The sequence below is a fragment of the Paraburkholderia sp. RL17-383-BIF-A genome, from assembly GCF_046028015.1.
Taxonomy (GTDB): Bacteria; Pseudomonadota; Gammaproteobacteria; order Burkholderiales; family Burkholderiaceae; genus Paraburkholderia.
Genome location: NZ_JARESR010000015.1, coordinates 25,752 through 49,781, shown reverse-complemented (window position 1 = coordinate 49,781; position 24,030 = coordinate 25,752). Strand labels below are relative to the sequence as shown.

Sequence of the window (24,030 nt, the reverse complement as noted above, 5' to 3'; positions counted from 1 at the left end):
CGGGCGGCGCTTCGCGGGCGTGGCTGACGGTGGTGTCGGTGCATATCGCAGCGCCTGGGGTGTCCGGGTGTGTCCTGCGCTGTCACGGTGCGGACTGGTCCGTATCGATGCGTGTTCGTGCGCCTGCATGCCATTACTCGCGGAACGCCGACGGCTGTCCGCGCCGCAAACGCGCTTCGAGTGCGTCCAGCGCCCGATTCACCGCATAACCAATCGCGCCCACCACGACCACCGACGCCATCACCAGGTCGAGCTGGAAAAGCTGCCGCCCGTAGACGATCAGATAGCCGAGTCCTTCGGAAGACGCCACCAGTTCGACGACCACCAGCGCGAGCCATGCCTTGGTGAACGCGAGCCGCACTCCGGTGGCGAGCGTCGGCACGGCCGCGGGCAGAACCAGATAGACAATCCGTTGCCAGCCGCTGTATTCGAACACCCGCGCGACTTCATCGAGCGCGGCGGGCGTTTGCCGGAAGCCTTGCAGCGTGCTCAGCGTGACCGGCACGAGCGCCGCATGCGCGATCAGAATGTATTTGAGCGGTTCGCCCACACCCACCAGCAACAGCAGGAACGGCAGCCAGCCGAGCACGGGAATCTGCACCAAAGCATTGAAGCTCGGCAGCACATAAGCCTCGAGCCTGCGCGACAGACCCAGCGCCGCGCCGAGCGCGAAGCCGAGCAGCGTGCCTGCGCCAAAACCCAGCAGCACGCGTTGCAGGCTGATCAGCGTATTGCGCGCGAGGTCGCCGCTGCGGGCCAGTTCGACGAGCGTGTCGAACACACGCTCGGGCGGCGGCAGGATTTGCGGTGCGATCCAGCCGCGCTCGCAGCCCACGGTCCAGAGCGCGAGCAGCAGGGCGGGCAACACCCAGGGCGCGAGCCGCCACGCTATTGCGCGCAGCCGCGCATCGCGCAATAGCGACGCGTGCGGCACGTTGGCTGAGGCAAGCCGTTCACGTTCGACGTGGATTACGGTTTCGCTCATCGTGATCGCTCCGGTGAGGTGGCTGAGCGTTAGCCGAGCGGTTTGCCCGCGGCGTCGTAACGCGTCCAGTAGTGGTCGAGTTTTTGCGTGCGCAGCGCGTTGTCGAGATACTTCGTTTCGAACCAGCCGTCCACTTCGACCGGCTGACGAATCAGCTTGAGTTTCAACGCGTCGTCGGCCACGGCTTTGTAGCGCGCCACGATGAACGGATCGATCAGCGGCGAATTGCGATCCTTCAGGCTTTGATTCGCGAACTCGGCCTGCCATGACGAGTAAGGCACGCCGCTCTTGGCCCAGAGTTTGAAGAGCGCATCGCGGTTGGCTTCGTCGGAGGACCATTGCGCGCCTTTCACGAACACATTGACGACGCGCTGCACGACATCCGGATGCGCGTGATCGAAGTCGTCGAGCACCAGCAGATGAGACTGACGCGTGAACTGCGGACCGTCGTTCTGCGATTCGTAGACGACCTTCGCGAGTCCCTGGTCACGCAGCTTGTACACGTGGTAATCGTTGACGGACGCGTCGATACCCTTGGACGCCAGCGCCGCGAGCGAACTCGCGGTATCGAGATTGATCACGCGCAGATCGCGTTCGTTCAACTGATTGGCGGCGAGCGCGTTGTCGGCGACGAGTTGCAGATTGGTGCCGCGAAAGATCGACACGCGCCGGCCTTTGAGGTCCTTGAGCGAGTGCACATCCGAATCCGCGGGCACGGCGACCTTGATGCCGGTGCGTACGCCCGAGGCGAGCAGCAGGTGCGTTTTCAGGCCATTGGCGCGGGCGAGCACGGCGGGCAGATCGCCCTGGAAGGCAAAGTCGAGCGACTTGTCGGCGATCGCTTCGTTGACCGCCGGGCCCGCGCCCTTGAAGAACAGCCATTCGACCTTGATGCCGTCGGCGGCGAATTCCTTTTCGAGCGACTGCTGCAATTGCACGGTCGCCGCCGGCGAGCCGCCAAAAGAGGGCGGGTCGCCGGTGCCTTGTTGCGCGACACCGATGCGGATCACAGCCGGTTTGTCGGCGTAGGCGTGAGCCGCGGCAAGCGAGAGTGTCGCCACCGCGACGAAAGTCTTCAGCAAACGGAAATAGCGCATGCGCAAATACCAATCGAGAGAAGGAAGCGGGTGCGAACGGGTGCGAACGGGTGTGAAAGCTCAGGTCGGCGCACAGTCGGAACTACACGTTAGATTCGCGTGCGCTCGAATCCAACCAATCATTGCAGATAAGAAAATCTGCAGAAGTGCGAACCGTACCGGCTGCGCGTGGCTTCAAAGTGGTGCATTGAAGCAAGCGCGGATTTCCCGATTTGCATAGTTAAATTCGTCGTTTTGCCGGCATCGATCGCATGGCTACCATGCAACGCTTCAGCCACTCATGCGAAGTCCGGATCATGTCCACTGTTGCTTTCCCACCCGCCGCCGCCGCCCCGCAGGCGAGCGCCGATAGCGCCGCGCGGCCCGCTGTCATTCGTAGCGCGCAAGACGTCTCGCGTATCGTCAATGCCGGCGCTGCCAAGGGCAGCAATGCACGCATCGTGATTGCGATCGCGCTCGGCGGCGTCTTTCTCGATGCTTACGACCTGACCTCGCTCGCTTACGGGATCAAGGACATCGCGCGCCAGTTCTCATTGTCGCCGGTGCAGGTGGGCTTCGTTTCATCGGCCATTACGTTCGGCGCGATTCTCGGTGCGCTGTTCGGCGGCTATCTGGCTGACCGCATCGGCCGTTATCGTGTGTTCATGGCCGACATGCTGTTCTTCGTGGTCGCGGCGATTGCCGCGGGTCTCGCGCCGAATGCATGGGTGCTCGGCGGCGCGCGGTTTTTGATGGGTTTTGGCGTCGGCCTCGATTTACCGGTCGCGATGGCCTTTCTCGCGGAGTTCTCACGCGTGGCGGGCAAGGGCAACAAGGCAGCCAGCGTCGCGGCGTGGTGCCCCGCCTGGTATGCGGCCACGAGCACCTGCTATCTGCTGATTCTCGGGCTTTACGCGATTCTGCCGGAGCATCAGCTCGGCTGGCTGTGGCGTCTGACGCTGGCCTTCGGCGCGGTGCCTGCGATTGTGATCATTCTGGTGCGCAGCCGCTATATCAGCGAATCGCCGGTGTGGGCCGCGAATCAGGGCAATCTGGAAGAGGCGGCGCGGATTCTCAAGCGCTCGTATGGCGTGGACGCCGTGGTCGAAGCCGGCGCCGCGCCGGTGAACAAGCCGCGCGCCGCATCGTGGCGCAACTACGGCGTGCTCTTCAACGACACTTACCGGCGCCGCACGATTCTCGCCGCGGTGATCGGCAGTGCTTCCTCGTTTGGCTACAACGCAATCATCTTCGGCTTGCCGGTGATCATCACGAGCTTCTTTCACCAGGGCCCGCTCACCACGATCATCGCGGCGCTGTGCCTGAATCTGGCGTTTGCGTTCGTGGGCGGCCTGATCGGCGTGCGCACGGCGCCGACGGTCGGCGCCTGGAAAATGACGGTGCTCGGCCACTCGCTGCAATTCGCCTCGCTCATCGGGCTCGCCCTGATCGGCAAGCCGGGCAGCGGCGCGCTCGTCGTGGTGGCGATCCTGCTGCTCGGCGGCTACCTGTTCGGACAGGGTTTCGGACCGGGCTCGCATTCGATGACGTATGCGTCGCTCAGCTATCCGACGTCCTTGCGCGGCATCGGTGTCGGCTTCAACCAGACGCTGGTGCGCAGCGCCTCGACCGTGTCGCTGTTTCTGTTCCCCGTGCTGGCCGCCGCGTTCGGCACCAAGGTGTTCTGGCTGATCGCGATTGCGCCGCTGACTTCGCTGCTCGTGCTGCTGGTGATTCGGTGGGAGCCGTCAGGCTATGACATCGACGGCGAGGATTACGCGCAGCCAGACCCCGCGTGAAGACGATTTTCAGTATGCGCTCGCGCTAACTCAACAATGCAGGAGGCTGGAACGCTTATGTCCACCCAGTTCGATTCGATTGCGACGCGAGGGCCTGATATCGACGCGGAGTCCGGCGATGCCGGAGGCCTCACAAACAGGCGCGCGCTCCCTCGCGGCGTGCTGATTGCATGGCTTGCCGCGCTCGCGTGGCTGGCCAGCGCGGCGCTGACCCAGTGGTGGCCGAGTCTCGACGACTGGCCGTACACGAACACCTTCATTGCGCTCAAGCTGGTGCTCGCGGCATTCGCGGCTGCGACGGCGCTCGCGGGATGGCGCGCTCCGTCCGGGCGCAAGGCGGCAACCTCCACGCGTATCGGTGCATGGCTCGCCGCGATGCCGTGGCTGCTCGCGCTGGCGCTCGGCGTCAGTGCCTGGGAAGCCGTCACGGCACAGCTCGAATGGTTGCCGCGGCCCTTCTTCGCGCCGCCGCAAGCGTTGATCGGCGTCTATGCCGAAGACTATCCGCGGCTCGGCACGAGCGTCGTGCATTCGTTCGGCCTGCTTGCCTACGGTTATCTGCTCGGCGCGGTTGCGGGTTTCACGATCGGCGTGAGTATCGGCTGGTCGCAGGCCGTGAGTTACTGGGTGCATCCCGTTCTGCGGCTGATCGGCCCGCTGCCGGCCACCGCGTGGCTGCCGCTGGCGTTCTTCTTCTTCCCGTCGAGCTTCAGCGCAAGCGTGTTCCTGATCGCACTGGCGACAGCGTTTCCGGTCGCCGTGCTGACGTGGTCGGGCGTGGCCAGCGTCAATTCCGCGTACTACGACATTGCCCGCACGCTCGGCGCGAGGCCCGCGTTCCTGATCCTGCGCGTCGCGATTCCGGCCGCGTTGCCGTCGGTGTTCGTCGGGCTGTTCATGGGGCTCGGTGCATCGTTTTCGGTGCTGATCGTCGCGGAGATGATGGGCGTGAAAGCGGGGCTCGGCTGGTATCTGCAATGGGCGCAGGGCTGGGCGGCGTACTCGAATATGTATGCCGCGTTGCTGGTGATGGCGCTGATGTGCTCCGGTCTGATCACGCTGCTGTTCCGCGTGCGCGACCGCCTGCTGGCCTGGCAAAAAGGATTGCTCAAATGGTAGCCGTACCCGAGGTATTGAATCAGCCGGCCGCCGCGGCGCCGGTTCGTGACGGCGCGCGCATCGACGTGCGTCACGTCAGCCATCGATTCGCGCTGCGCGGCGCCGCGTTGCCGGTATTGCAGGACGTGAGTTTCGCCGTCGAGCCGGGCGAGTTCGTCGCGCTGCTCGGACCGAGCGGTTGCGGCAAGTCCACCTTGCTGCGACTGGTCGCCGGGCTCGATGCGCCGACCCAGGGCAGCGTGCAGGCAGATGGCGCTGCGATCACCGGGCCCGATCCGTCGCGTGTGGTGGTGTTCCAGGATCCGACCTTGTACCCGTGGCGCACGGTGCGCGGCAACGTCGGCGTCGGACCGCAGGCGCAGCGCAGAGGCTTTGCCCGGCGCGGCGGTTCGCAGGACGCGCGGGTGCGGCAACGCATCGATGCCGCGCTGGAACTGGTCGGCCTGACTGAATTCGCCGAGGCGTTTCCGCATCAGTTGTCGGGCGGCATGGCGCAGCGTGTGGCGCTGGCCCGCGCGCTCGTCAACGATCCGGCGCTGCTGGTACTGGACGAGCCGTTCGGCAAGCTCGATTCGCTGACGCGCATCCGCATGCAGAACGAACTCGCGCGCCTCTGGCAGGACGCGCGCTTCTCCGTGCTGCTGGTCACGCACGACGTGGAAGAAGCGCTGTTGCTGGCGAACCGGGTGATCGTCTTTAGCGAGCGGCCGGCGCGGGTGATCGCCGAGGTGCGCAACGACGCGCCGTATCCGCGCCATCGCGACGACCCGAAACTGGTCGCGTTGCGCCGCGAGGTGCTTGCCCAGCTCGGTCTGGATACCTGAACGAATAGAACCATCGACAGACAACAAACGACCTGAGGAATACTCACCATGAATCCCTTCGATGAAGCTCCGCCAAACCCGGCTCGCCGCGCATGGCTGCGCAAGACGGCGTGGAGCGCGGGCGCCGCGGCGTTAGGCGGTGCGGTGCTGATGCCTGGCCCGCTGACCTTCGCGCAAACGCCGCAGGCTCCGCTCAAGCCGCTCAAGCTTTCGTGGAATGCAGGGGCGATCTGCACCGCGCCCGTTGCCGTAGCGGTGAAGCAGGGCTTTTTCGAGCGTCACGGCTTGCAGGTCGAGCTGGTGAATTTTTCCGGCTCGACCGATCAGTTGCTGGAGGCGATCGCGACCGGCAAGTCCGACGCGGGCGTCGGCATGGCGTTGCGCTGGATCAAGCCGCTGGAGCAGGGCTTCGACGTGAAACTGACCGCCGGGATTCACGGCGGCTGCATGCGTTTGCTGGCCACGCGGGCGTCGGGCATTGTCGATTTGGGCGGGCTGAAGGGCCGCACGATCGGCGTCAGCGATATGGCGAGTCCGACCAAGAATTTCTTCGCCATCGTGTTGAAGAAAATCGGCGTGGATCCGGAGCGTGACGTGAACTGGCGCCAGTATCCGGCGAATCTGCTGGGCGAGGCGTTGAAAAAGGGCGAAGTGCAGGCTATCGCGGATGGCGACCCGACCATCTGGTCGATCCGCGAGTCCGATCACCTTTATGAAGTGTCGAACAATCTGTGCGGCGAATACCAGACGCGTTCGTGCTGCGTGCTCGGCATGCGCGGTTCGCTGGTGCGCAAGGATCGCGCGACCGCGCAGGCGTTGACCCAGGCGCTGCTGGAGGCCACCGAGTGGACCGCGAATCATCCGGACGATGCCGCCGCGATCTTCTCGGTCTACACGCCATCCGCGAACGTGGGTCAACTGAGCGCGATGCTCAAGAGCCACACCGATCGTCATCATCCGGTCGGCGATGCGTTCAGGAAAGAAATCTCGCTTTATGCCGACGACCTGAAAGCGGTCGGCGTGCTCAACAGCGGCACCGATTCGAATCGCCTCGCGGACCGGGTGTTCTCGAATGTGCTGGCTTAGCGGCGGGGCATGATGCCGTTACGTCTCCCTGTGCCGGACACGCCGCCGTCGCGCGGCCGCCGTCGATTGCTTGGCCGTCTGGCGGCCGGCGGTCTCGCCGTGTCCCAAGCCGTGGCCGCGAGTGAACTGCTCAAGCCGCTCGAGGTCGCGCCGTCGAGCCGCGTGCCCGGTGCGCCTATCCTCGACCATCCTTATGGTGTGCCGTCGCCGCACGAAGCAGATGTCGTGCGGCGTAGCGCGCGCGCGTGGCCGCTGCCCGGCGCGGCTTCGTCGATGACGCCGCTCGCCGATCTGCACGGCACGCTCACGCCCAACGGCCTGGTCTATGAACGCCATCATGGCGGCGTACCGGACATCGATCCCGATCAGCACCGGGTGGCGATACACGGACTCGTGCGCACGCCGAAACTCTTCACGATGGACGACCTGCTGCGCCTGCCGTCCGAATCGCGCATTCATTTTCTCGAATGCTCCGGCAATACCGGCAACGAATGGAACGGTCCAAGCGGCATGCCGGTGCAACTCACCCATGGTCTGCTCTCGTGCTGCGAATGGACCGGCGTGCGCCTGTCCACTTTGCTGGAAGAGGTGGGCGGTTTATCCGTGTCCGGTCGCGCAACCGGGGGTGGCTGGTTGCTGGCGGAGGGCGCCGATGCCGCCGCGATGACGCGCAGTTTGCCGCTCGATCGCATCCTCGACCGGGCGCTCGTGGTCTATGCCCAAAACGGCGAGCGCTTGCGCCCGGAGAATGGTTATCCGCTGCGGCTGATCGTGCCCGGCTTCGAGGGCAATACCAACGTGAAGTGGCTGCGCCGCCTGAAGCTGGTCGACGCGCCGCTGCAAACCCGCGAGGAAACCTCGAAATATACGAGCCTGCTCGCGAACGGCACCGCGCGCCAGTTCGCCTTCGAGATGGACGCGAAGTCGGTGATTACGCGGCCTTCGCCGGGACATCGCCTCACCACGCACGGCTATTACCCGATCAGCGGTCTTGCCTGGTCGGGACGCGGCACGATCCGCAAGGTCGAGGTATCGACGGACGGCGGCGCAACGTGGCGTGCCGCGCGCCTCGTCGGGGCGATCCACGATCGCGCGCTGACCCGCTTTGACGCGGACTGGCGTTGGGACGGCGGCGCGGCCGCTATTCTCTCGCGCGCCACCGATTCGACCGGCTACGTGCAACCGACGCGCGCTGAACTCGTCGCGGCGCGCGGCCTGAATTCGCAATACCACTACAACGCGATCCAACCATGGCGCGTGGACGAAAGCGGCGAGGTGCGCAATGCATGACGGTCATCGCAAGATTACGCCGGCGCGCACGGCGCTGGCCACGCTGCTGTCTCTGGCGATGCTGGCGTCCTGCGCATCGAGCGCGCCGGTCGCGCGGGTCGCACAGCACACCGGCGCGGCTCACGAGATCGGCACGCCGCTCACCGAGCAGGATCTCGCCGCCTGGAACATCGACGTCGCGCCGGATGGACGCGGCTTGCCCGCGGGCAGCGGCGACGTCGCGACGGGCGCGCACGTGTTCGCCGCGAAGTGCGCGGCGTGTCATGGCGCGCAGGGCCAGGGCGGTCTCGGCGACGCGCTGGTGGGCGGCCAGGGGACGCTCGCGAGCGCGAAGCCCAAGCGCACCGTGGGCAGCTACTGGCCTTATGCGACGACGCTCTTCGACTACATCCGCCGCGCGATGCCGTACAACGCGCCCGAATCGCTTTCCGCTGACGAGGTGTATGCGGTGAGCGCCTTCCTGCTCAACCAGAACGGCATCGTGCCGGCGAATACGCGCCTCGACGCGGCGTCGCTGCCGCGCGTGGTGATGCCCAATCGCGGCGGTTTCGTGGCCGATCCGCGTCCGGGGCGGTTGTAGTCCCGGCCTGCGGGCGCCCGCGGGACATCAGCGCCTCCGCTTAACTCTGTTTAACGCCTGCTGCAGGGCCGATCGTCCGATCGGCCCCCGCGCACCATTGCGCGTGCGATGACCCGGCACGGCTATGCCGAGCGTTGGTGTAGCAGTTATTCAGCGCCCGACACGAAGCATGCTCACCCACACTGACCCTGTGCCGCCGAGAGCCATCATCCGCTGGTCAAGCGAAGAACTGGTCCTGATTTCGGCGCCACGTCAACCGTGTCCCTTCTCGTGGGAGAGCCGTATGGAAATCAGTCGCACTAACGTATCGTCCTATCCCGTGGAATCGCGCGATCAGCCGAGCCAGCCTTCGCAACGTAACGATACGGGAACACCATCGCAGGTTGTTTCGCCTGCGCGAGTGCCCAGTCCATCTGGAAACGGTGGCACGAACGCGGCACCCACCTCGACATCCAACTCGACGCTCTCCCGCGTTCGACGCGGCGGGGCACTCGGCAAGTGCGCCGCCGCGTCGGAGTTTCGCGAGTGCCGTGGCGGCGAAGCGCTGAAAGAGACGGCCGCGTCCTACCAGAAGTTCGACCAGGCCGATCTCGATCGAAAGCGAGGCAACACGGGGCATGGTGCCTGCGATGGCATCGTCATGGAGGCAATACGCCGCGTCGACCGGAACGCGGACGGGAAAACCCCGGACGTGCCCTCCGCCGTGAAGCGGATCCTGGCCGACGCGGGTCGCAACTCCGTGACCCGCGAGGAGATGTTCGACCGGATCGAGCGGTTTCAATACGACACCCGCTCGCTCGGGGTCAGCCGGTACGCGGAAGGTGGTGTCGATCGGCTCGGCGACACGGAAGATCGCGCGCAGCGCATCGCCAACCTCATGACACGTATCCGTGACGAGATGCACGCGGGCGACATGGCGCATGTGCGGCTCGACCGGCTATCCAGCGGTGACAATGCGCTTCGGGGCGGCCATGCCATGCTGATTGCGAGGCAAGCCGACGACCGTTATGTCCTGTTCGATCCGAACAACGGCGCGTTCGTTTACCGGAACCGGGGCGACATGGAGCACGCCCTCAGGGGATATCTGGAATCCGCGTATAACGAAGCGGATTTTCATCTCACGCCCAACAGTATCCAGATCTTTACCGCACCCCAGCCGCGCGGGCGTCCGGCCGGTACGCCGCCACCGCCGCCGGTGCTTTCCGAACCTCCGCCTGCGCAGTCTCGCGAGGGCCTGTATGCGCGCACCGCGGCCGGCGCGAACAGGCTGTCGCAGGACGTGCTTTCGGTCGCCGCGGAAACACCGCGCGCGATGGCCTATTCCGGTGCCGGCATGGCTGTCGACGCGCTCATGAATATTTCCCATGGCCGTGTTGCCGATCTGGCGAGCGCGACGGCCGATCTCAGGGATCGGCTTGGCAACCCACTGTCGCGACACGCGACGATCGAAGAGATTCACAGCCTGCAGGATGCCAATCAGTATTCGACGGTCGCGAATGTGCCGGACCACATCAGGCACGACGGCCGAAGCACGATTCGAAGCGCCGCCGAGTTGGTCGACGATCTCAAACGAAACTTCGGCAGCCCCTATGTTCGCGACAACAGCTTGCGGGGCTATGACAACGACTTCGTTGAGATCCGTCTGAACGCTCCGGCCGACCGCAGCGCCCGCATCGTCGGTGCACAGGGAGGCGTGCCGCCCGGGGAGGCGCCGGTCATCGTGCAGAGGGTCGAACCGTCCGCGGACTATCGGAACGATGCCTACCAGATCTACGATCCGGCCGTCGGCGTGTACAGCTATCGAAATTTCGACGCTATGTCGGCCGCCATCAGGAGCCGGTACGAGCAGGAGTACGCGCCTGGCCGCCATGACTACGCGACGACGGCGTGGTTCGCCAACCTGAACCGGAGCCAACCGGTGCAAGGCGTCAGCCAGGCCGAATTTGCCGTGGCGCCAGAGTCGCCCATCAACGACATCACGTTGGGCGATATCGCGGAGGCACACCACGTCGCCGTGCCGCCCATCGCTTTACCACCCGAGCCTGACATGGAGCGGCTCGGCGTACCTCGGGCCGAGTTCAGGAAGCGGTCTACCGATACGTCGGACAACTCAACACAGAATGTGCTATTCCGGCCGTCGACCGTAACGCCCGAAGCGTTGAAGGCGCAAGGCGGTTTCAGCATCGAGAGCGCGCCGCTAAAAGACGTGAGTCTCGACATGCACAATTTCGACGTGAGTTCGAATCCGTCCGCCGTCGACTCGGCCGGTTATCTCGGCACCTTCGAGCGTGGCGGCACGGCGTTGGAGCGCCTTGCGGCGCAGTCGAACAACGGCTACATCTACCGTGTAGCGCCGACGCCGAACATGGTGGATGTCAACGGAAGTCTCGGCGCCGGCGCCCGCGACCCGCAAACTCACGAACAGGCGGCGATGGGACGGATCGACTACACGCAGATTGTAGGTTGGCAGCACGTGCAGGACGGCAGATTGCAGCCGTTCGTCGCCAATCCCGATTACCGCTGGGATGTCTACGACCAGACGCAAACGGCCGGCGCCCAACCGCAACTGGCGCGCTTTCCGCTCACCAGTCCCGCGTGGAACGACAGGAGTCATAGCCCGTTCGTGTCCCGCATCTCATACGCCGGCAAGCCCGCGGTGCCGCAACCCGAACAGGATCCGAATCGCACGCAAGCCGAGTTTTACGATCATGCGAGGTCGCAAGTGGCGCACCTCGTAGACCGGCAAGCCAGGGGGCTCGATTATCGCGGCCCGATGACGATGTGGGGCCACGGAGACGCCAGATGGCAGACCAAGCTCTATGTCGGCGCCAACGGCGAAGTCTGTTTCGATTATTCAGGCAGAGTCGACGTGCCGGGGAACACAAGCCAGTTCGTCATGGGCGAAGACGGACGCTTTCATCTCGCGAACGACAACAAGCGGGTGCTTCGTGTCGGCAGCGACGGCTACCTCTACGCGGGCGCTGTGCCGTCGGCTCGAACCAACCGCAACGGCGTGTTTGAATACGATGGCAAGCATCTCATTCACGCGGAAGATCGCAAGTTTCTCAGCGTCGGCAAGTACTCGTACTATCCATATGTCTCGCAAGGATCGTTGGGTAGCCGCTCCGAATGGAGTTTGACGGGCTTTGACGGGAAAGTGGTCGTGCCGCCGCCCACCAGCTTGCACACCTTCTGGAAAAGCACCGCGGGCGATCGGTTCCGCCTGTACGAATTCGCGAGGAATCCCGACTCGGCCTTGCCTCCCGGTACGACGCGATTCGTCACGCAATTGCCAGGCATCGACGCCCGGAATAACTTTCTCGACAATGTCGACAAATGGACGCCGAAACAGGTTGGCAAGGCGGCGAAATGGCTCGCGCGGGGCAATGTCGCGTGGCTCTTCAGGGACGGCTACTATGCGCTCGCCAGTGCGCCCAATCAGCTCGAGGTGCGCAAGCTCGACAGCACACCCGTCTGGCGCGCGGCCATCGACCGGGCGACGCGCAAATGGCGCTGGCAGCCCGTCGGCACACTCGCGTCCGACTACCGGGTTCCCGATCTCACGTGGGACAGGATCAAGGCGGACGAGGACAGAAACCGGCAACTGCAACGGGTGCTCAAGCCTCGTTATACCGCGCACGGGCAGGACTGAAGCTGCGTGAAACGTGCGGGCCGGCCGTGCCGAACGCCCGCGCACGTGCGCGGGGACGGGCGACCGCATGCGGTGCCGGTGGTCGCTTCACGGCCGGAATGCGTTAAAGCATCGGCTTTATCACTCCAGCAGATATCCGTATCGGATTTGCTTCGTTGCCGGCGCGCGCGTGCGCCGGTAAATTCGTCTGACTGCGCCCTCGCGGGCGTCTTCCGACCCGATTCGACGACGAGTGTCCTGTGACGACCGCCTTTGCACCTACCGCCGCCAGCATTGCTGGCCATGTTCACCCGACTCAGCACATCGAGATCCGCGCGTTCGACGGCCCCGTCGGCGCGGAAGTGCTCGGCCTCGATCTCGGCAAGCCGCTGGGTCAGGAGGATTTCGACCGCATTCACCGCGCGCATCTGGATCATCACGTACTGGTGTTCCGCGATCAACGCATTACGCCGGATCAGCAGATTGCTTTCAGCCGCCGCTTCGGTCCGCTGCAGATCCACGTGCTGCACCAGTTCCAGTTACCGGGCCATCCGGAGGTGCTGGTCGTCTCCAACATTGTCGAAAACGGCCAGCCGATCGGTCTCGGCGACGCCGGCCATTACTGGCATTCCGACCTGTCCTACAAGGAGAAGCCGAGCCTCGGTTCACTGCTGCACGCGCAGGAGCTGCCTTCGGAAGGCGGCGACACGTTGTTCGCCAACATGCATCTGGCGTGGGACACGTTGCCGGCGCATTTGCGCGCCGCCGTGGAAGGGCGTTCGGCGGAACACACGTATCTCGCGAAATACGCCGAGCTGCAAAAGCGCAGCCCGTGGCGCCCGAACCTCTCCGCCGAGCAGATCGCCCAGGTGAAGCCGGTGGTGCATCCGGTCGTGCGCACGCATCCGGAAACCGGACGCAAGGCGCTCTTTGTCAGCGAGCATTTCACCACCCGCGTGATCGGCCTGCCGGAAGACGAGAGCAAGTCGTTGCTCGACGAACTGTTCGCGCATAGCGTGCGCCCCGAGCATCTGTATCGGCATCAGTGGGCCGAACACGACATGGTGTTCTGGGACAACCGCTCGTTGATGCACCTCGCGGCCGGCACGCCGGATCATCTGCGCCGCAAACTGTACCGCACGACAATTGAAGGCGACGTGCCGTTCTGAGGGCAACGTGGCCCGTTTTCACCACTCTCACACGCTCACCGGAGTTCCGATGCTCGCCATGTTTCGCCCGACCGCCGCGCGGTCGTCTTTTGCTCGCCGTCTGACCGCGGCGCTGCTGACCTTGTCGACGGGCGTGGCCGGTCTCGGCGCGAGCGTGCCCGCGCATGCCGAAGGGCAGATTCGCGTGGCTGAACAGTTCGGCATCGTCTACCTGCTGCTGAACGTGGCGCGTGACCAGCAGTTCGTCGAGAAAGAAGGGCGTAAGCAGGGGATCGATATCAAGGTCGACTGGGTGAAGCTCTCCGGCGGCGCAGCGGTCAACGACGCACTGCTCTCCGGCGCGGTGGATATCGCCGGTGCCGGTGTCGGTCCCTTGCTGACCATCTGGGACCGCACGCACGGCAAGCAGAACGTGAAAGGCGTGGCCTCGCTCGGCAATCTGCCGTACTACCTCGTCAGCAACAATCCCAACGTCAAGACGATCGCCGACTTCACCGAAAAGGATCGCATCGCGGTGCCCGCCGTGAATGTGTCGGTGCAATCGCGCGTGTTGCAATATGCGGCGGCGAAACGCTGGGGCGACAAGGATTACAACCGGCTCGACAAGTTCACGCAGGCGCTGCCGCATCCCGACGCGGCCGCCGCGATCATCGCCGGCGGCACCGAAATCACCGGTCACTTCGGTAATCCGCCGTTTCAGGAGCAGGAACTCGCCGGTAATCCGAAGGCGCACATCGTGCTGAATTCATACGACGTGCTGGGCGGACCGAGTTCGGCGACTGTGCTCTACGCAACGGAAAAATTCCGCGACAACAACCCCAAGACCTATCGCGCATTCGTCGACGCACTGGCGGACGCGGCACGTTTCGTGACGGCTAATCCGGATGCCGCAGCCGATATCTATATCCGCATGAATCAGTCGAAGATCGACCGCGCGCTATTGCTGAAGGTTATCAAGGATCCGCAGGTGCAATACAAGGTCGCACCGCAAAACACGCTCGGACTCGCGCAATTCATGCATCGCGTGGGCGTGATCAGGAACAACCCGCAGTCGTGGAAGGATTACTTCTTCGACGACCCGGCAACCGCGGCGGGAAGCTGAGCGTGAACACCTACCCGAGCTTCGCCCGATTTCTATCGGCCCGCGTGGTCGGCTTACAGGGAGCGATCTGATGGTGGCCAATCCTACCTTGCTGTTTCCGAACCATGGTGAGCAGGTCGCTGCGGCGACCAGCGAAAAACTGCTCGCGGTCGAGCGCGTCAACCTCGAATACCGCACACGCGAGCGGATCGTTCGCGCGACCCACGACGTGAGTTTCGACGTCTACGGCGGCGACCGCTTCGTGCTGCTGGGGCCGTCGGGCTGCGGTAAGTCGACCCTGCTCAAAGCCGTCGCCGGCTTTATCGAACCGACCTCCGGCAGTATCTCGCTCGATGGCCAGATCGTGCGAGGCCCCGGCGCCGATCGTATCGTGGTGTTTCAGGAGTTCGATCAACTGCCGCCGTGGAAGACGGTTGTGCAGAACGTGGCTTTTCCGCTGCGTGTTGCGAAGAAGCTTTCGCGGGCAGAAGCCCACGAGCGCGCGCTGCATTATCTGGAGAAGGTCGGGCTGGCTTCCTTTGCCAACGCGTATCCGCATACCTTGTCGGGCGGCATGAAACAGCGCGTCGCCATTGCCCGTGCGCTGGCCATGCAGCCGCGCGTGCTGCTGATGGACGAGCCTTTCGCCGCGCTCGACGCGCTCACGCGACGCAAGATGCAGGAAGAGCTATTGCGGCTGTGGGAGGAGGTGAACTTTACGCTGCTGTTCGTCACGCATTCCATCGAAGAGGCGCTCGTAGTCGGCAACCGTATTCTGTTGCTGTCGCCGCATCCGGGGCGAGTACGCGCGGAGCTCAACAGTCATCAGTATTCTCAGGACAGTTTTGGACGCAGCGATTTCCAGCGCAGCGTGGCGCGTATTCATCACCTGCTGTTTGAAGAGACGGAGGCCGTGCAATGAGTTCTCCCGCCACCTTGCTGCCGCCGGTTCGCGAGGAATACGAGCGTCCGCTCGAACCACTCGGCGAACTCGTTCTCGAAGCCCCGCTGCCGCTCGGTAAGCGCATCTTCGCGCAAAGCTGGCTGCGCAAGACGCTGATCGCGCTGGTGTTGATCGGCATCTGGGAAATCGCCGCGCGCGCGATCGACAACGATCTGCTCTTGCCTACTTTCGGCGCGACTTTCAGCGCATTCGTGCAGGGCGTGTGGTCCGGCGAACTGCTGCAAAAAACGGCCGTGTCGATGTCGGTGCTGCTGCGCGGCTATCTGCTGGGCGCCGCGCTCGCTTTCGTGCTGACCTCGCTTGCCGTATCCACGCGGTTGGGCCGCGATCTCCTGTCGATGCTGACGGCGATGTTCAACCCGTTGCCTTCCATTGCGCTGTTGCCGCTCGCGTTGCTGTGGTTTGGCCTCGGCACCGGCAGCCTGCTGTTCGTGCTGGTTCATTCGGTACTCTGGCCGCTGGCGCTGAACACCTATTCCGGTTTTCAATCCGTGCCGGCGACGCTGCGCATGACGGGCCGCAACTACGGGCTCACCGGCATGCGCCATGTGCTGCTGATTCTGGTGCCGGCGGCATTGCCGGCGATTCTGGCGGGCTTGCGGGTGGGTTGGGCCTTTGCGTGGCGGACGCTGATCGCGGCCGAACTCGTGTTCGGCGCGAGTTCCGGCAGTGGCGGCCTTGGCTGGTACATCTTCCAGAATCGCAACGAGCTGTACACGGACCGCGTTTTCGCGGGACTCGCCGCGGTGATCGTGATCGGCTTGCTGATCGAACACCTGGTATTCGACACGCTCGAACGCGTGACCGTTCGGCGCTGGGGCGTGCAGCACTAACGGCATACCTAGGGCCACACTAACGCCCGTGCGATGATCCTGTAGAACTATTTGGCTTTGGCGACCAGAATAGGGCGGAAGGACCCTTCGGTACGGCAACGGCGCAGTGCACAAAAATGGGCGAAACTTCCGGTTGCTCTCGCTGCCGCCGTGGACTACAAATCTAAAGCTATGCCACGGCCTGCCATCGGGCCGCGCATCTCATTGATAACGATGTTTCGTAACGAGTCGCGCGGACTCGCCAAAGCAGGCGGACGCCGGGCGCCTCGGTCCCGAACCAGACAGACAAGGAGACTTCCGCCATGGGTATGCGTCCGGATCCCACATTCCATGCATCACCACAACTCGCGATGGATGCGCCGGTTGAGGAATACGCCTACACCGTCCTGCTCAGCCCCGATTTTTCGCAGCCCGACGCGCTTGCCGTCATCGACGTGAAACCCGGTTCGCCGACCTATAGCCAGGTGGTGCACACGGTGCCGGTGCCGTATAAGGGCGACGAATTCCATCACTTCGGCTGGAATGCCTGTTCGTCGGCACTGTCGCCGCTGACCGGACACGCGTTCCTCGAACGGCGCTACCTGATCATTCCGGGTATGCGTTCTTCGCGCATTTACATTGTCGACACGCACCCGCATCCAACCCAGGCGCGCATTCATAAGATCATCGAGCCGGAAGAAATCTTCCGCAAGACGGGCTATTCGCGTCCGCATACCGTCCATTGCGGGCCCGAAGGCATCTACATCAGCACCCTCGGCGGTGCAGGCAAAGATGGCACCGACGGGCCGCCGGGCATTTTCATCATGGACTGCGAAACGTTCGAGGTGCTCGGCCGCTGGGAGATCGACCGCGGATTGCAGGAGAAACACTACGATTTCTGGTGGAACCTGCCGCGCGACTATATGGTGTCGAGCGAATGGGCATTGCCGCCGCAATTCGAGAACGGCATTGTTCCCGAAGACCTGCTGTCGAACAAGTACGGGCACCGCATCCATTTCTGGGACCTGAGCGGCAGGCGCAACGTGCAGACCATCGACCTCGGCGCAAACCATCAGATGGCGCTCGAAGTGCGTCCCGCGCACGATCCGAGCCGGGAATACGGCTTTATCGGCGTCGTGGTCGATACGACGAATCTGGAAGGGTCGATCTGGACCTGGTGGCGGGAGGGTGGCGAGTTTCACATCGAAAAGACCGCGACCATTGCACCCGAGCCGGCGGCCACGGAACTGCTGCCACCCTTGCTGCAGGGGTTCGGCGCGGTGCCGCCGCTCGTCACCGATATCGATCTTTCCATCGACGACAAATTCCTCTACGTGGCCTGCTGGGGAACGGGCGAGTTGCGCCAGTACGACGTGACGGAACCGCGCAAGCCGAAGCTTACGGGTTCGGTTCACATTGGCGGGATTGTGCGGCGTACGCCTCATCCAAGCGGCAAGACCTTCGCGGGTGGACCGCAAATGGTCGAGATCAGCCGCGACGGCAAGCGTGTCTACTGGACCAACTCGCTCTATTCGACCTGGGACAACCAGTTCTACCCGGACGGCGTGCCCGGGGCACAGGTCATGGCGCGGGTGGAGCCCACGGGCGGCCTTACTTTGGCCGACGACTATTGGGTGGACTTTCCCGATGGCTACCGGGCGCATCAGATACGGCTCGAGGGAGGGGACTGCTCGACCGATTCGTTCTGTTACCCGTCGGTGGGCGTTTGATCGGCGCAGGCTGGTCGCAGACCGGCCTTTGGCTGGCGATTCTCGCGAGCGGTTTCTATCACGGCATCAATCCCGCGATGGGTTGGCCGCTCGCGGTGTCGGGCGGCCTGATGGAAAAACGCGCGCAGGCGCTGTTCCGCGCGCTCCTGTATCTCGCGGCGGGGCACATGCTGGCGGTGTTGCTGGTGATGCTGCCGTTCGCCATGCTGACGACGCTGCTTGCCTGGCAGCGCCAGATCCAGATCGGCGCCAGTGTGCTCGTTATCGGCTTCGGCGGATTTCTGCTTGTCTGGCGACGCCATCCGCGCGTCCTCGTGCGGATTCCCCCGTCGCGCCTCGCGCTCTGGTCTTTCGCGATTGCCATGGCGCACGGCGCCGGGCTGATGCTCGTGCCGATCTACCTCGGACTTTGCCACGCCTACGACGATCAAGGCCACCGGGCGGCGCAGACACTGATCGAGGCCAACCTGGGCATGGCGCTGCTGGTCGCGGGTGTGCATGCCGGCGCGATGATGGTGGTCGGCGGGCTGCTGGCGTGGCTGGTTTATCGCTATCTGGGGCTCAAGTTCGTGTCGCGGAGCTGGTTCAATCTGGACATCGTCTGGGCGGTGAGTCTGGTGCTGGTCGGCGTGCTCTCCCTGGCCATGAATGCCGCTGAGGTCTTTAGTCGTCAGGCATGACGCTTGCGCCACGAATCGTTCTTACCCATGAACGAGGAGCGCAAGATGCAATCGACGAAACAGGACAAGGCGGCGACAGAAGCAGTGCCGCATGATGCCATCGAGCTTCTGGAGGCTGATCACCGGGCAGTCGAAAAACTGTTCACGGCGTTCAAAAAAACCGCGGACGACGATCTGGACGCGAAGGCCACCCTTGCGCAGCGCGCCTGCGAAGAGTTATCCATCCACACGATGCTCGAAGAGGAACTGCTTTATCCCGCCGCGCAGGCCGCGCTGCCCGCCAGTGACAAGATCGACGTGGAAGAGGCATACATCGAACACTTTCTCGTCAAAACCCTGATTGCAAAGTTCGAAACGCTGAAGGCCGGCGACAAGGGCTTCGATGCGACCTTCAAAGTGATGAGTGAGATGGTGGGGCATCATGTGGAGGAAGAGGAACAGGAGCTGTTTCCGGAACTGCGCAAGTCGAATTGCAATCTCCGCTCGCTGGGCGAGAAGATGGCAAAACGCAAAGCCGAATTGCAGAGCAAGCTGGATGCGGTCGGCAGTAAAGCGGTGGGTGACAAGACTGCCGCGATTTGAGTCTGATGAGTTGAGGGCATATCACGCAGCGCAGCAGACGCAGGAACACGTGGCGTAGGCTGCGCTGCTAGCGCAACGCGGTGCGTGACCTATTTTTTCGCGGGTGCGCTCGAGGTTCCGTACGCTACACGTCCACAAGCGTTTCCGTTAGTTCGCTGACGAATATGGATCTGCCGATTTGTTCGTGGCGCAATGCGGCGAACACATCGAGAATGCAACCGGTTGGCATGCCTTCGCCTGCCAGCGCCGGCAGAATGCCGCGTTGTCCTTTCGACGGACACAGGCGAAGCAGCGCGCGCTCAACTTACGGCCGGCAGGCGCAGCGCCTCCCTATTCATTCTCGAATCGCGGACTTCCATGAGCAGACGTAGCGGGCACCTGCGCCTCGGCGCCTTCCTTTACCCCTCCGGACATCACATTGCGGCGTGGCGGCATCCCGAGGCGCGAGCCGACGCCAGCGTCGATTTCCGTCATTACGTCCAGCTCGCCAAGGCTGCGGAGGCCGCCAAATTCGATCTGGTCTTTCTCGCCGACGGCGTGGGAACACGCGGTGACAACGTCGACTTTCTTAGCCGCACGGCGCATAGCTACGTGGCGCAGTTCGAACCGATCACCTTGCTCTCTGCGCTGGCGGCCGTGACCGAACGCATCGGCCTGGTCGGCACGGCCTCGACGAGTTTCAACGAGCCGTATCACATTGCCCGCAAGTTCGCGTCGCTCGATCACATCAGCGGAGGGCGTGCGGGCTGGAATCTGGTGACTTCGTCGAGTGAGCACGAGGCGAAGAACTTCAATCGCGACAAACATTTCGATCATGCCGAGCGCTACGCGCGTGCCGCCGAGTTCGCCGAAGTCACCGCGGGGCTGTGGGATAGCTGGGAGGATGACGCCTTTGTTCGCAACAAGGCCGAAGGCCGCTTCTTCGACCCGGCCAAGCGGCATGTGCTGGATCACAAGGGACGTTTCTTCCAGGTCAGGGGGCCGCTCAATGTCGCCCGTTCGCCTCAAGGGCATCCGGTCGTCGTGCAGGCAGGGTCGTCCGAAGCCGGTCGCGATCTGGCCGCAAAAACCGCCGAAGTGATTTTCACGGCGCAGCAGACGTTGCAGGACGCCGTCGATTTTTACGCCGATGTGAAGGGCCGCATGCAGACCTATGGCCGTCATCCCGACGACCTGAAGATCATGCCCGGCGTGTTCCCGATTGTCGGCCGCACCGAAGACGAAGCGAAACAGAAGTTCGAGCAGTTGCAGTCGCTCGTCGACCCGAAGGTGGGGCTCGCGCTCGTGTCCGGACTTACCGGCGGCTTCGATCTGTCCGAGTATCCGCTCGACGGTCCGATCCCGGAGCTGCCCGAGACGAATGCCAGCAAGAGCCGGCAAGCGCTGACCATCGAACTCGCTCGCCGCGAGAATCTGACGATACGTCAACTCTATTTGCGAGTGGCGGGGGCGCGTGGCCATTGGCAACTCGTCGGCACCCCGGCGCAGATCGTCGATCAACTCGAAGAGCGCTTCCTGAACTACGGCGCCGACGGCTTCAACGTGATGCCGCCGTTGCTGCCCACCGGCTTGACCGATTTCGTCGAACTGGTGCTGCCCGAACTGCGGCGACGCGGCCTGTTCCGCGAGGACTACGAAGGCCGCACACTGCGCGAGAATCTCGGCTTGCGACGCCCGGCGCATCGCGTCGGATAGCGGCTGGCGCAACGGCGCCGGCGGCTTGCGAGCAGCCGCGCCGAAGCCGGATTAAACTGGCTCGACCTTGTTCGGGACGGAGATCGTTTTATGTCACGTCAGCTTCGCCTCGGCGCATTCATGCGCCCCACGACCATTCACACCGGGGCATGGCGCTACCCCGGCGCTTATCCCGACGCCAACTTCAATTTCGCGCATCTGAAGCGTTTCGCGCAGACGCTCGAGCGCGGCCGCTTCGACGCATTCTTCATGGCTGACCACCTCGCGGTGCTCAACATGCCGCTCGATGCACTCAAGCACAGCCACACGGTCACGTCGTTCGAACCGCTCTCCTTGCTTCCCGCGCTCGCCGCGGTTACCGAGCGGCTGGGGCTCATTGCGACCGCATCCACGACATTCGACGCGCCTTATCATGTGGCAAGGCGTTTTGCCTCGCTCGACCACATCAGCGGCGGCCGCGCGGGATGGAATCTCGTGACCACGTCGAACCCCGACGCCGCGCTCAACTTCGGCCTCGACGAGCATGTCGAACATGACGAGCGCTACCGCCGCGCGCGTGAGTTCTTCGATGTGGTCACCGGACTCTGGGACAGTTGGGCCGACGACGCGTTTATCCGCGATACGGAAACCGGCACATTCTTCGATCCGCAAAAGCTGCATGTGCTGAACTACAAAAGCGAGCACTTCTCCGTGCGCGGGCCGTTGAATATCGCGCGCCCTGTGCAGGGTTGGCCCGTTATCGTGCAGGCGGGATCGTCGGAAGCAGGGCGGCAGATCGCGGCCGAAACGGCCGAAGTGGTCTTCACCGCGCAAACGCAACTGGCGGACGGAAAGCGCTTTTATGCCGATGTCAAAGGCCGCATGGAGAAACTGGGGCGGCCACGCGATCATATGAAGATCCTTCCCGCCGCCTTTGTCGTGGTGGGCGATACGCTGGACGAGGCGCTCGAAACGCGAGCGCGACTCGACACGTTCGTTCATTACGAGAGCGGCATTGCTTCATTGTCGATTGCATTGGGACACGACGTGTCGGGCTTCGATCCGGACGGGCCGCTGCCCGACATTCCCGAAACGAATGCGAGCCGGACTGCGCGCCAACGCGTGCTCGAATGGGCGGAGCGCGACGGGCTGACGATTCGTCAACTGGCGCAGCGCATTGGCGGATATGCAGGGCTGGAGATGGTCGGCACGCCCGCCATGATCGCCGATCAGATGGAGCAGTGGCTGGTGGAAGAGGGCTCCGACGGATTCAATGTGATGTTTCCGTATCTGCCGGGTGGGCTCGACGACTTCGTCGACAAGGTCATCCCCGAGTTGCAGAAGCGGGGGCTGTTCCGGCGCGAATACGAAGGCGCCACGCTGCGCGAAAATCTGGGCTTGCCGCGACCGGAAAACCGTTTCTTTCCGGGCTCTCGCCTCTCACGTTAGCCCGTTGGCGAACCCAGGCCGCCGTTCAGGAACCGCCGAACCAGTTATAGCCCTGATCGACCCAATAGCCGCCCGGAAACGTGTTGGTCACGAAAATCTCCATGATGTGCTTGGGGTTCTTGTAACCGAGTTTGGTGGGCATCCTGAGCTTCATCGGATAGCCGTACTTCGCAGGCAATTGCTGACCGTCGTACGTAAAGGTCAATAGTGTCTGCGGATGAAGCGCCGTCGGCATATCGATGCTTTCGTAGTAGTCGTCCGCGCATTTGAAGCCGACGTATTTCGCCGACGTATCGGCGCCGACGCGTTTGAGGAACTCCGAAAACGGTGTGCCGCCCCACCGGCCGATCGCGCTCCATCCTTCGACGCAGATATGCCGCGTGATCTGTTCCGCTTTCGGCAAGGCGTAGAGATCGTCGAGGCTCCATGCTTTTCTTTCCTGCACGAGGCCACTGACCTTCAACCGGAAGTCGCTGCCGTTGACGTGCGGAACCTCGCCGATGCCATAGAACGCGTTAAAGGGAAACGGACGGGTGATGTCCGCCTCCGTGTAGGTCGGCGCGAGACGGTTCGGATCGAACAGCCAGCCCTGCACGCTGTCGTTGAGCTTCGACACGCGCGCCAGAAACGTCTCGACCGATTTGTCGTCCGACAGGCTGCATCCGGTCAGCATCGCGAGCCCGCCGAGCGTGATGATGCGCTTGCCGAAGAGTCGCCGTGACGGCATATCGAGCTCACGACGCACGTCGATACTGAGCGACTCGCGATCCACGCCCAGCGAGGAAGGTTTGAATAGCTTCACTGTCTTACTCCTCGGTTAGCGGCCACGAATCATAGTGAGCAGCGAGCGCGGCACCAGCGCGACCATCGTCAGGTGGACGACGATAAAGCCGGCCAGCAGCGCCATCGCGCAGAAGTGAACGACACGCGCACGGTCGTATCCGCCCATCAGGTCGCGCAGTAGCGGAAACTGCACCGATTTCCAGATCGCGAGGCCCGATACGATCAGGAGAGCGATGTCGAGCATCACGAACAGGTATGCGAACTTCTGCACCGCGTTATAGCGGCTCGGGTCCGCGTGCGATAGATGTCCTCTCAGCGCTTCGCCGAGATCGTGCAGGATCGCGCGCGGCGACAGCGGGAAAAATTTCGATCTGAGCCGTCCGGTTGCAAGGTTCATCGCCAGATAGAAGAGGGCGTTGAAGAACAGCAGCCACATGGCCGCGAAGTGCCACTGCAACGCACCGCCGAGCCAGCCGCCGAGCGTGATGCCCGTCGGAATCCTGAAACCTTCGAATACCGGCGACGCGTCGTAGATTCGCCAGCCCGACAGCATCATCAGCACAGCGGCCAACGCGTTGAGCCAGTGCGCGATACGCACCCACGCGGGTTGGATCGTGCGCAATGCGTCGTGCGATGCGCCGGATTTGGGGATCGTGTTCATGTTGAATGAGCGCCATGAGAATTCGAAGGTGCATTCGCCGCAGAGATGCCGCGAA

General features: G+C 63.5%; 20 protein-coding genes. 16 read left to right on the top strand and 4 right to left on the bottom strand.

Annotated features, from left to right (window positions below; translation table 11 throughout):
• Nucleotides 1–133: 133 nt before the first annotated feature.
• Together P0D71_RS18545 and P0D71_RS18540 are read right to left on the bottom strand one after the other, a co-directional pair.
• On the bottom strand, nt 134–985 hold the full coding sequence (locus tag P0D71_RS18545) for an ABC transporter permease (protein ID WP_408481467.1): 852 nt from the start codon (nt 983–985) through the stop codon (nt 134–136).
• Between the two features lie 29 nt (nt 986–1,014).
• Complete coding sequence (locus P0D71_RS18540) at nt 1,015–2,082, bottom strand: ABC transporter substrate-binding protein (protein WP_408481465.1); 1,068 nt, start codon at nt 2,080–2,082, stop codon at nt 1,015–1,017.
• 296 nt (nt 2,083–2,378) lie between these two features.
• On the opposite strand from P0D71_RS18540, the gene P0D71_RS18535 reads away from it, so the two are divergent.
• The 16 genes from P0D71_RS18535 to P0D71_RS18460 all read left to right on the top strand — a co-directional run bounded on the left by P0D71_RS18535 (nt 2,379) and on the right by P0D71_RS18460 (nt 22,531).
• Nucleotides 2,379–3,860 (top strand): MFS transporter, encoded by a 1,482-nt coding sequence (locus P0D71_RS18535; protein ID WP_408481463.1) that lies wholly within the window; start codon nt 2,379–2,381, stop codon nt 3,858–3,860.
• Between the two features lie 57 nt (nt 3,861–3,917).
• On the top strand, nt 3,918–4,979 hold the full coding sequence (locus P0D71_RS18530; protein ID WP_408481461.1) for an ABC transporter permease: 1,062 nt from the start codon (nt 3,918–3,920) through the stop codon (nt 4,977–4,979).
• Complete coding sequence (locus tag P0D71_RS18525) at nt 4,973–5,803, top strand: ABC transporter ATP-binding protein (RefSeq protein WP_408481459.1); 831 nt, start codon at nt 4,973–4,975, stop codon at nt 5,801–5,803. The genes P0D71_RS18530 and P0D71_RS18525 overlap by 7 nt, the downstream gene beginning before the upstream one ends.
• A 48-nt stretch (nt 5,804–5,851) precedes the next feature.
• Nucleotides 5,852–6,889 (top strand): ABC transporter substrate-binding protein, encoded by a 1,038-nt coding sequence (locus P0D71_RS18520; protein WP_408481457.1) that lies wholly within the window; start codon nt 5,852–5,854, stop codon nt 6,887–6,889.
• Nucleotides 6,890–6,901: 12 nt separating this feature from the next.
• Nucleotides 6,902–8,179, top strand: coding sequence for a sulfite dehydrogenase (soxC, locus tag P0D71_RS18515; RefSeq protein WP_408481579.1), 1,278 nt, complete (start codon nt 6,902–6,904; stop codon nt 8,177–8,179).
• A gap of 58 nt (nt 8,180–8,237) precedes the next feature.
• Nucleotides 8,238–8,759 carry a c-type cytochrome gene (locus P0D71_RS18510; protein ID WP_408481577.1) on the top strand — a complete coding sequence of 174 codons (522 nt, stop codon included), beginning with the start codon at nt 8,238–8,240 and terminating at the stop codon, nt 8,757–8,759.
• Nucleotides 8,760–9,042: 283 nt separating this feature from the next.
• On the top strand, nt 9,043–12,411 hold the full coding sequence (locus tag P0D71_RS18505) for an enterotoxin A family protein (RefSeq protein WP_408481455.1): 3,369 nt from the start codon (nt 9,043–9,045) through the stop codon (nt 12,409–12,411).
• A gap of 239 nt (nt 12,412–12,650) precedes the next feature.
• Nucleotides 12,651–13,559, top strand: coding sequence for a TauD/TfdA dioxygenase family protein (locus tag P0D71_RS18500; protein ID WP_408481453.1), 909 nt, complete (start codon nt 12,651–12,653; stop codon nt 13,557–13,559).
• 49 nt (nt 13,560–13,608) lie between these two features.
• Nucleotides 13,609–14,661 (top strand): ABC transporter substrate-binding protein, encoded by a 1,053-nt coding sequence (locus tag P0D71_RS18495; protein ID WP_408481451.1) that lies wholly within the window; start codon nt 13,609–13,611, stop codon nt 14,659–14,661.
• A 70-nt stretch (nt 14,662–14,731) separates the two neighbouring features.
• Nucleotides 14,732–15,562, top strand: coding sequence for an ABC transporter ATP-binding protein (locus P0D71_RS18490; RefSeq protein ID WP_408351159.1), 831 nt, complete (start codon nt 14,732–14,734; stop codon nt 15,560–15,562).
• Nucleotides 15,559–16,437 carry an ABC transporter permease gene (locus P0D71_RS18485; RefSeq protein ID WP_091794022.1) on the top strand — a complete coding sequence of 293 codons (879 nt, stop codon included), beginning with the start codon at nt 15,559–15,561 and terminating at the stop codon, nt 16,435–16,437. The genes P0D71_RS18490 and P0D71_RS18485 overlap by 4 nt, the downstream gene beginning before the upstream one ends.
• Nucleotides 16,438–16,739: 302 nt before the next feature.
• Complete coding sequence (locus tag P0D71_RS18480) at nt 16,740–18,146, top strand: selenium-binding protein SBP56-related protein (protein ID WP_408481448.1); 1,407 nt, start codon at nt 16,740–16,742, stop codon at nt 18,144–18,146.
• Complete coding sequence (locus tag P0D71_RS18475) at nt 18,143–18,826, top strand: hypothetical protein (RefSeq protein ID WP_408481446.1); 684 nt, start codon at nt 18,143–18,145, stop codon at nt 18,824–18,826. The genes P0D71_RS18480 and P0D71_RS18475 overlap by 4 nt, the downstream gene beginning before the upstream one ends.
• A gap of 45 nt (nt 18,827–18,871) precedes the next feature.
• On the top strand, nt 18,872–19,408 hold the full coding sequence (locus P0D71_RS18470) for a hemerythrin domain-containing protein (protein WP_408298289.1): 537 nt from the start codon (nt 18,872–18,874) through the stop codon (nt 19,406–19,408).
• 357 nt (nt 19,409–19,765) lie between these two features.
• Nucleotides 19,766–21,103 (top strand): LLM class flavin-dependent oxidoreductase, encoded by a 1,338-nt coding sequence (locus P0D71_RS18465; RefSeq protein WP_408481444.1) that lies wholly within the window; start codon nt 19,766–19,768, stop codon nt 21,101–21,103.
• A gap of 90 nt (nt 21,104–21,193) precedes the next feature.
• Nucleotides 21,194–22,531 carry an LLM class flavin-dependent oxidoreductase gene (locus tag P0D71_RS18460; RefSeq protein WP_408481442.1) on the top strand — a complete coding sequence of 446 codons (1,338 nt, stop codon included), beginning with the start codon at nt 21,194–21,196 and terminating at the stop codon, nt 22,529–22,531.
• 25 nt (nt 22,532–22,556) lie between these two features.
• On the opposite strand, the gene P0D71_RS18455 is transcribed toward P0D71_RS18460, so the two are convergent.
• Complete coding sequence (locus tag P0D71_RS18455) at nt 22,557–23,333, bottom strand: molybdopterin-dependent oxidoreductase (RefSeq protein WP_408481440.1); 777 nt, start codon at nt 23,331–23,333, stop codon at nt 22,557–22,559.
• A 15-nt stretch (nt 23,334–23,348) separates the two neighbouring features.
• Nucleotides 23,349–23,975, bottom strand: a complete 627-nt coding sequence (locus P0D71_RS18450; RefSeq protein ID WP_091800502.1) for a cytochrome b/b6 domain-containing protein — start codon at nt 23,973–23,975, stop codon at nt 23,349–23,351.
• Between the last annotated feature and the right edge of the window lie 55 nt (nt 23,976–24,030).

Excerpts from the sequence above, each read along its gene's own strand:
- P0D71_RS18545 (WP_408481467.1), bottom strand. The coding sequence starts at position 985 with ATGAGCGAAACCGTAATCCACGTCGAACGTGAACGGCTTGCCTCAGCC.
- P0D71_RS18540 (WP_408481465.1), bottom strand. The coding sequence starts at position 2,082 with ATGCGCTATTTCCGTTTGCTGAAGACTTTCGTCGCGGTGGCGACACTC.
- P0D71_RS18535 (WP_408481463.1), top strand. The coding sequence starts at position 2,379 with ATGTCCACTGTTGCTTTCCCACCCGCCGCCGCCGCCCCGCAGGCGAGC.
- P0D71_RS18530 (WP_408481461.1), top strand. The coding sequence starts at position 3,918 with ATGTCCACCCAGTTCGATTCGATTGCGACGCGAGGGCCTGATATCGAC.
- P0D71_RS18525 (WP_408481459.1), top strand. The coding sequence starts at position 4,973 with ATGGTAGCCGTACCCGAGGTATTGAATCAGCCGGCCGCCGCGGCGCCG.
- P0D71_RS18520 (WP_408481457.1), top strand. The coding sequence starts at position 5,852 with ATGAATCCCTTCGATGAAGCTCCGCCAAACCCGGCTCGCCGCGCATGG.
- soxC (WP_408481579.1), top strand. The coding sequence starts at position 6,902 with ATGCCGTTACGTCTCCCTGTGCCGGACACGCCGCCGTCGCGCGGCCGC.
- P0D71_RS18510 (WP_408481577.1), top strand. The coding sequence starts at position 8,238 with ATGCTGGCGTCCTGCGCATCGAGCGCGCCGGTCGCGCGGGTCGCACAG.
- P0D71_RS18505 (WP_408481455.1), top strand. The coding sequence starts at position 9,043 with ATGGAAATCAGTCGCACTAACGTATCGTCCTATCCCGTGGAATCGCGC.
- P0D71_RS18495 (WP_408481451.1), top strand. The coding sequence starts at position 13,609 with ATGCTCGCCATGTTTCGCCCGACCGCCGCGCGGTCGTCTTTTGCTCGC.
- P0D71_RS18490 (WP_408351159.1), top strand. The coding sequence starts at position 14,732 with ATGGTGGCCAATCCTACCTTGCTGTTTCCGAACCATGGTGAGCAGGTC.
- P0D71_RS18485 (WP_091794022.1), top strand. The coding sequence starts at position 15,559 with ATGAGTTCTCCCGCCACCTTGCTGCCGCCGGTTCGCGAGGAATACGAG.
- P0D71_RS18480 (WP_408481448.1), top strand. The coding sequence starts at position 16,740 with ATGGGTATGCGTCCGGATCCCACATTCCATGCATCACCACAACTCGCG.
- P0D71_RS18470 (WP_408298289.1), top strand. The coding sequence starts at position 18,872 with ATGCAATCGACGAAACAGGACAAGGCGGCGACAGAAGCAGTGCCGCAT.
- P0D71_RS18465 (WP_408481444.1), top strand. The coding sequence starts at position 19,766 with ATGAGCAGACGTAGCGGGCACCTGCGCCTCGGCGCCTTCCTTTACCCC.
- P0D71_RS18460 (WP_408481442.1), top strand. The coding sequence starts at position 21,194 with ATGTCACGTCAGCTTCGCCTCGGCGCATTCATGCGCCCCACGACCATT.
- P0D71_RS18450 (WP_091800502.1), bottom strand. The coding sequence starts at position 23,975 with ATGAACACGATCCCCAAATCCGGCGCATCGCACGACGCATTGCGCACG.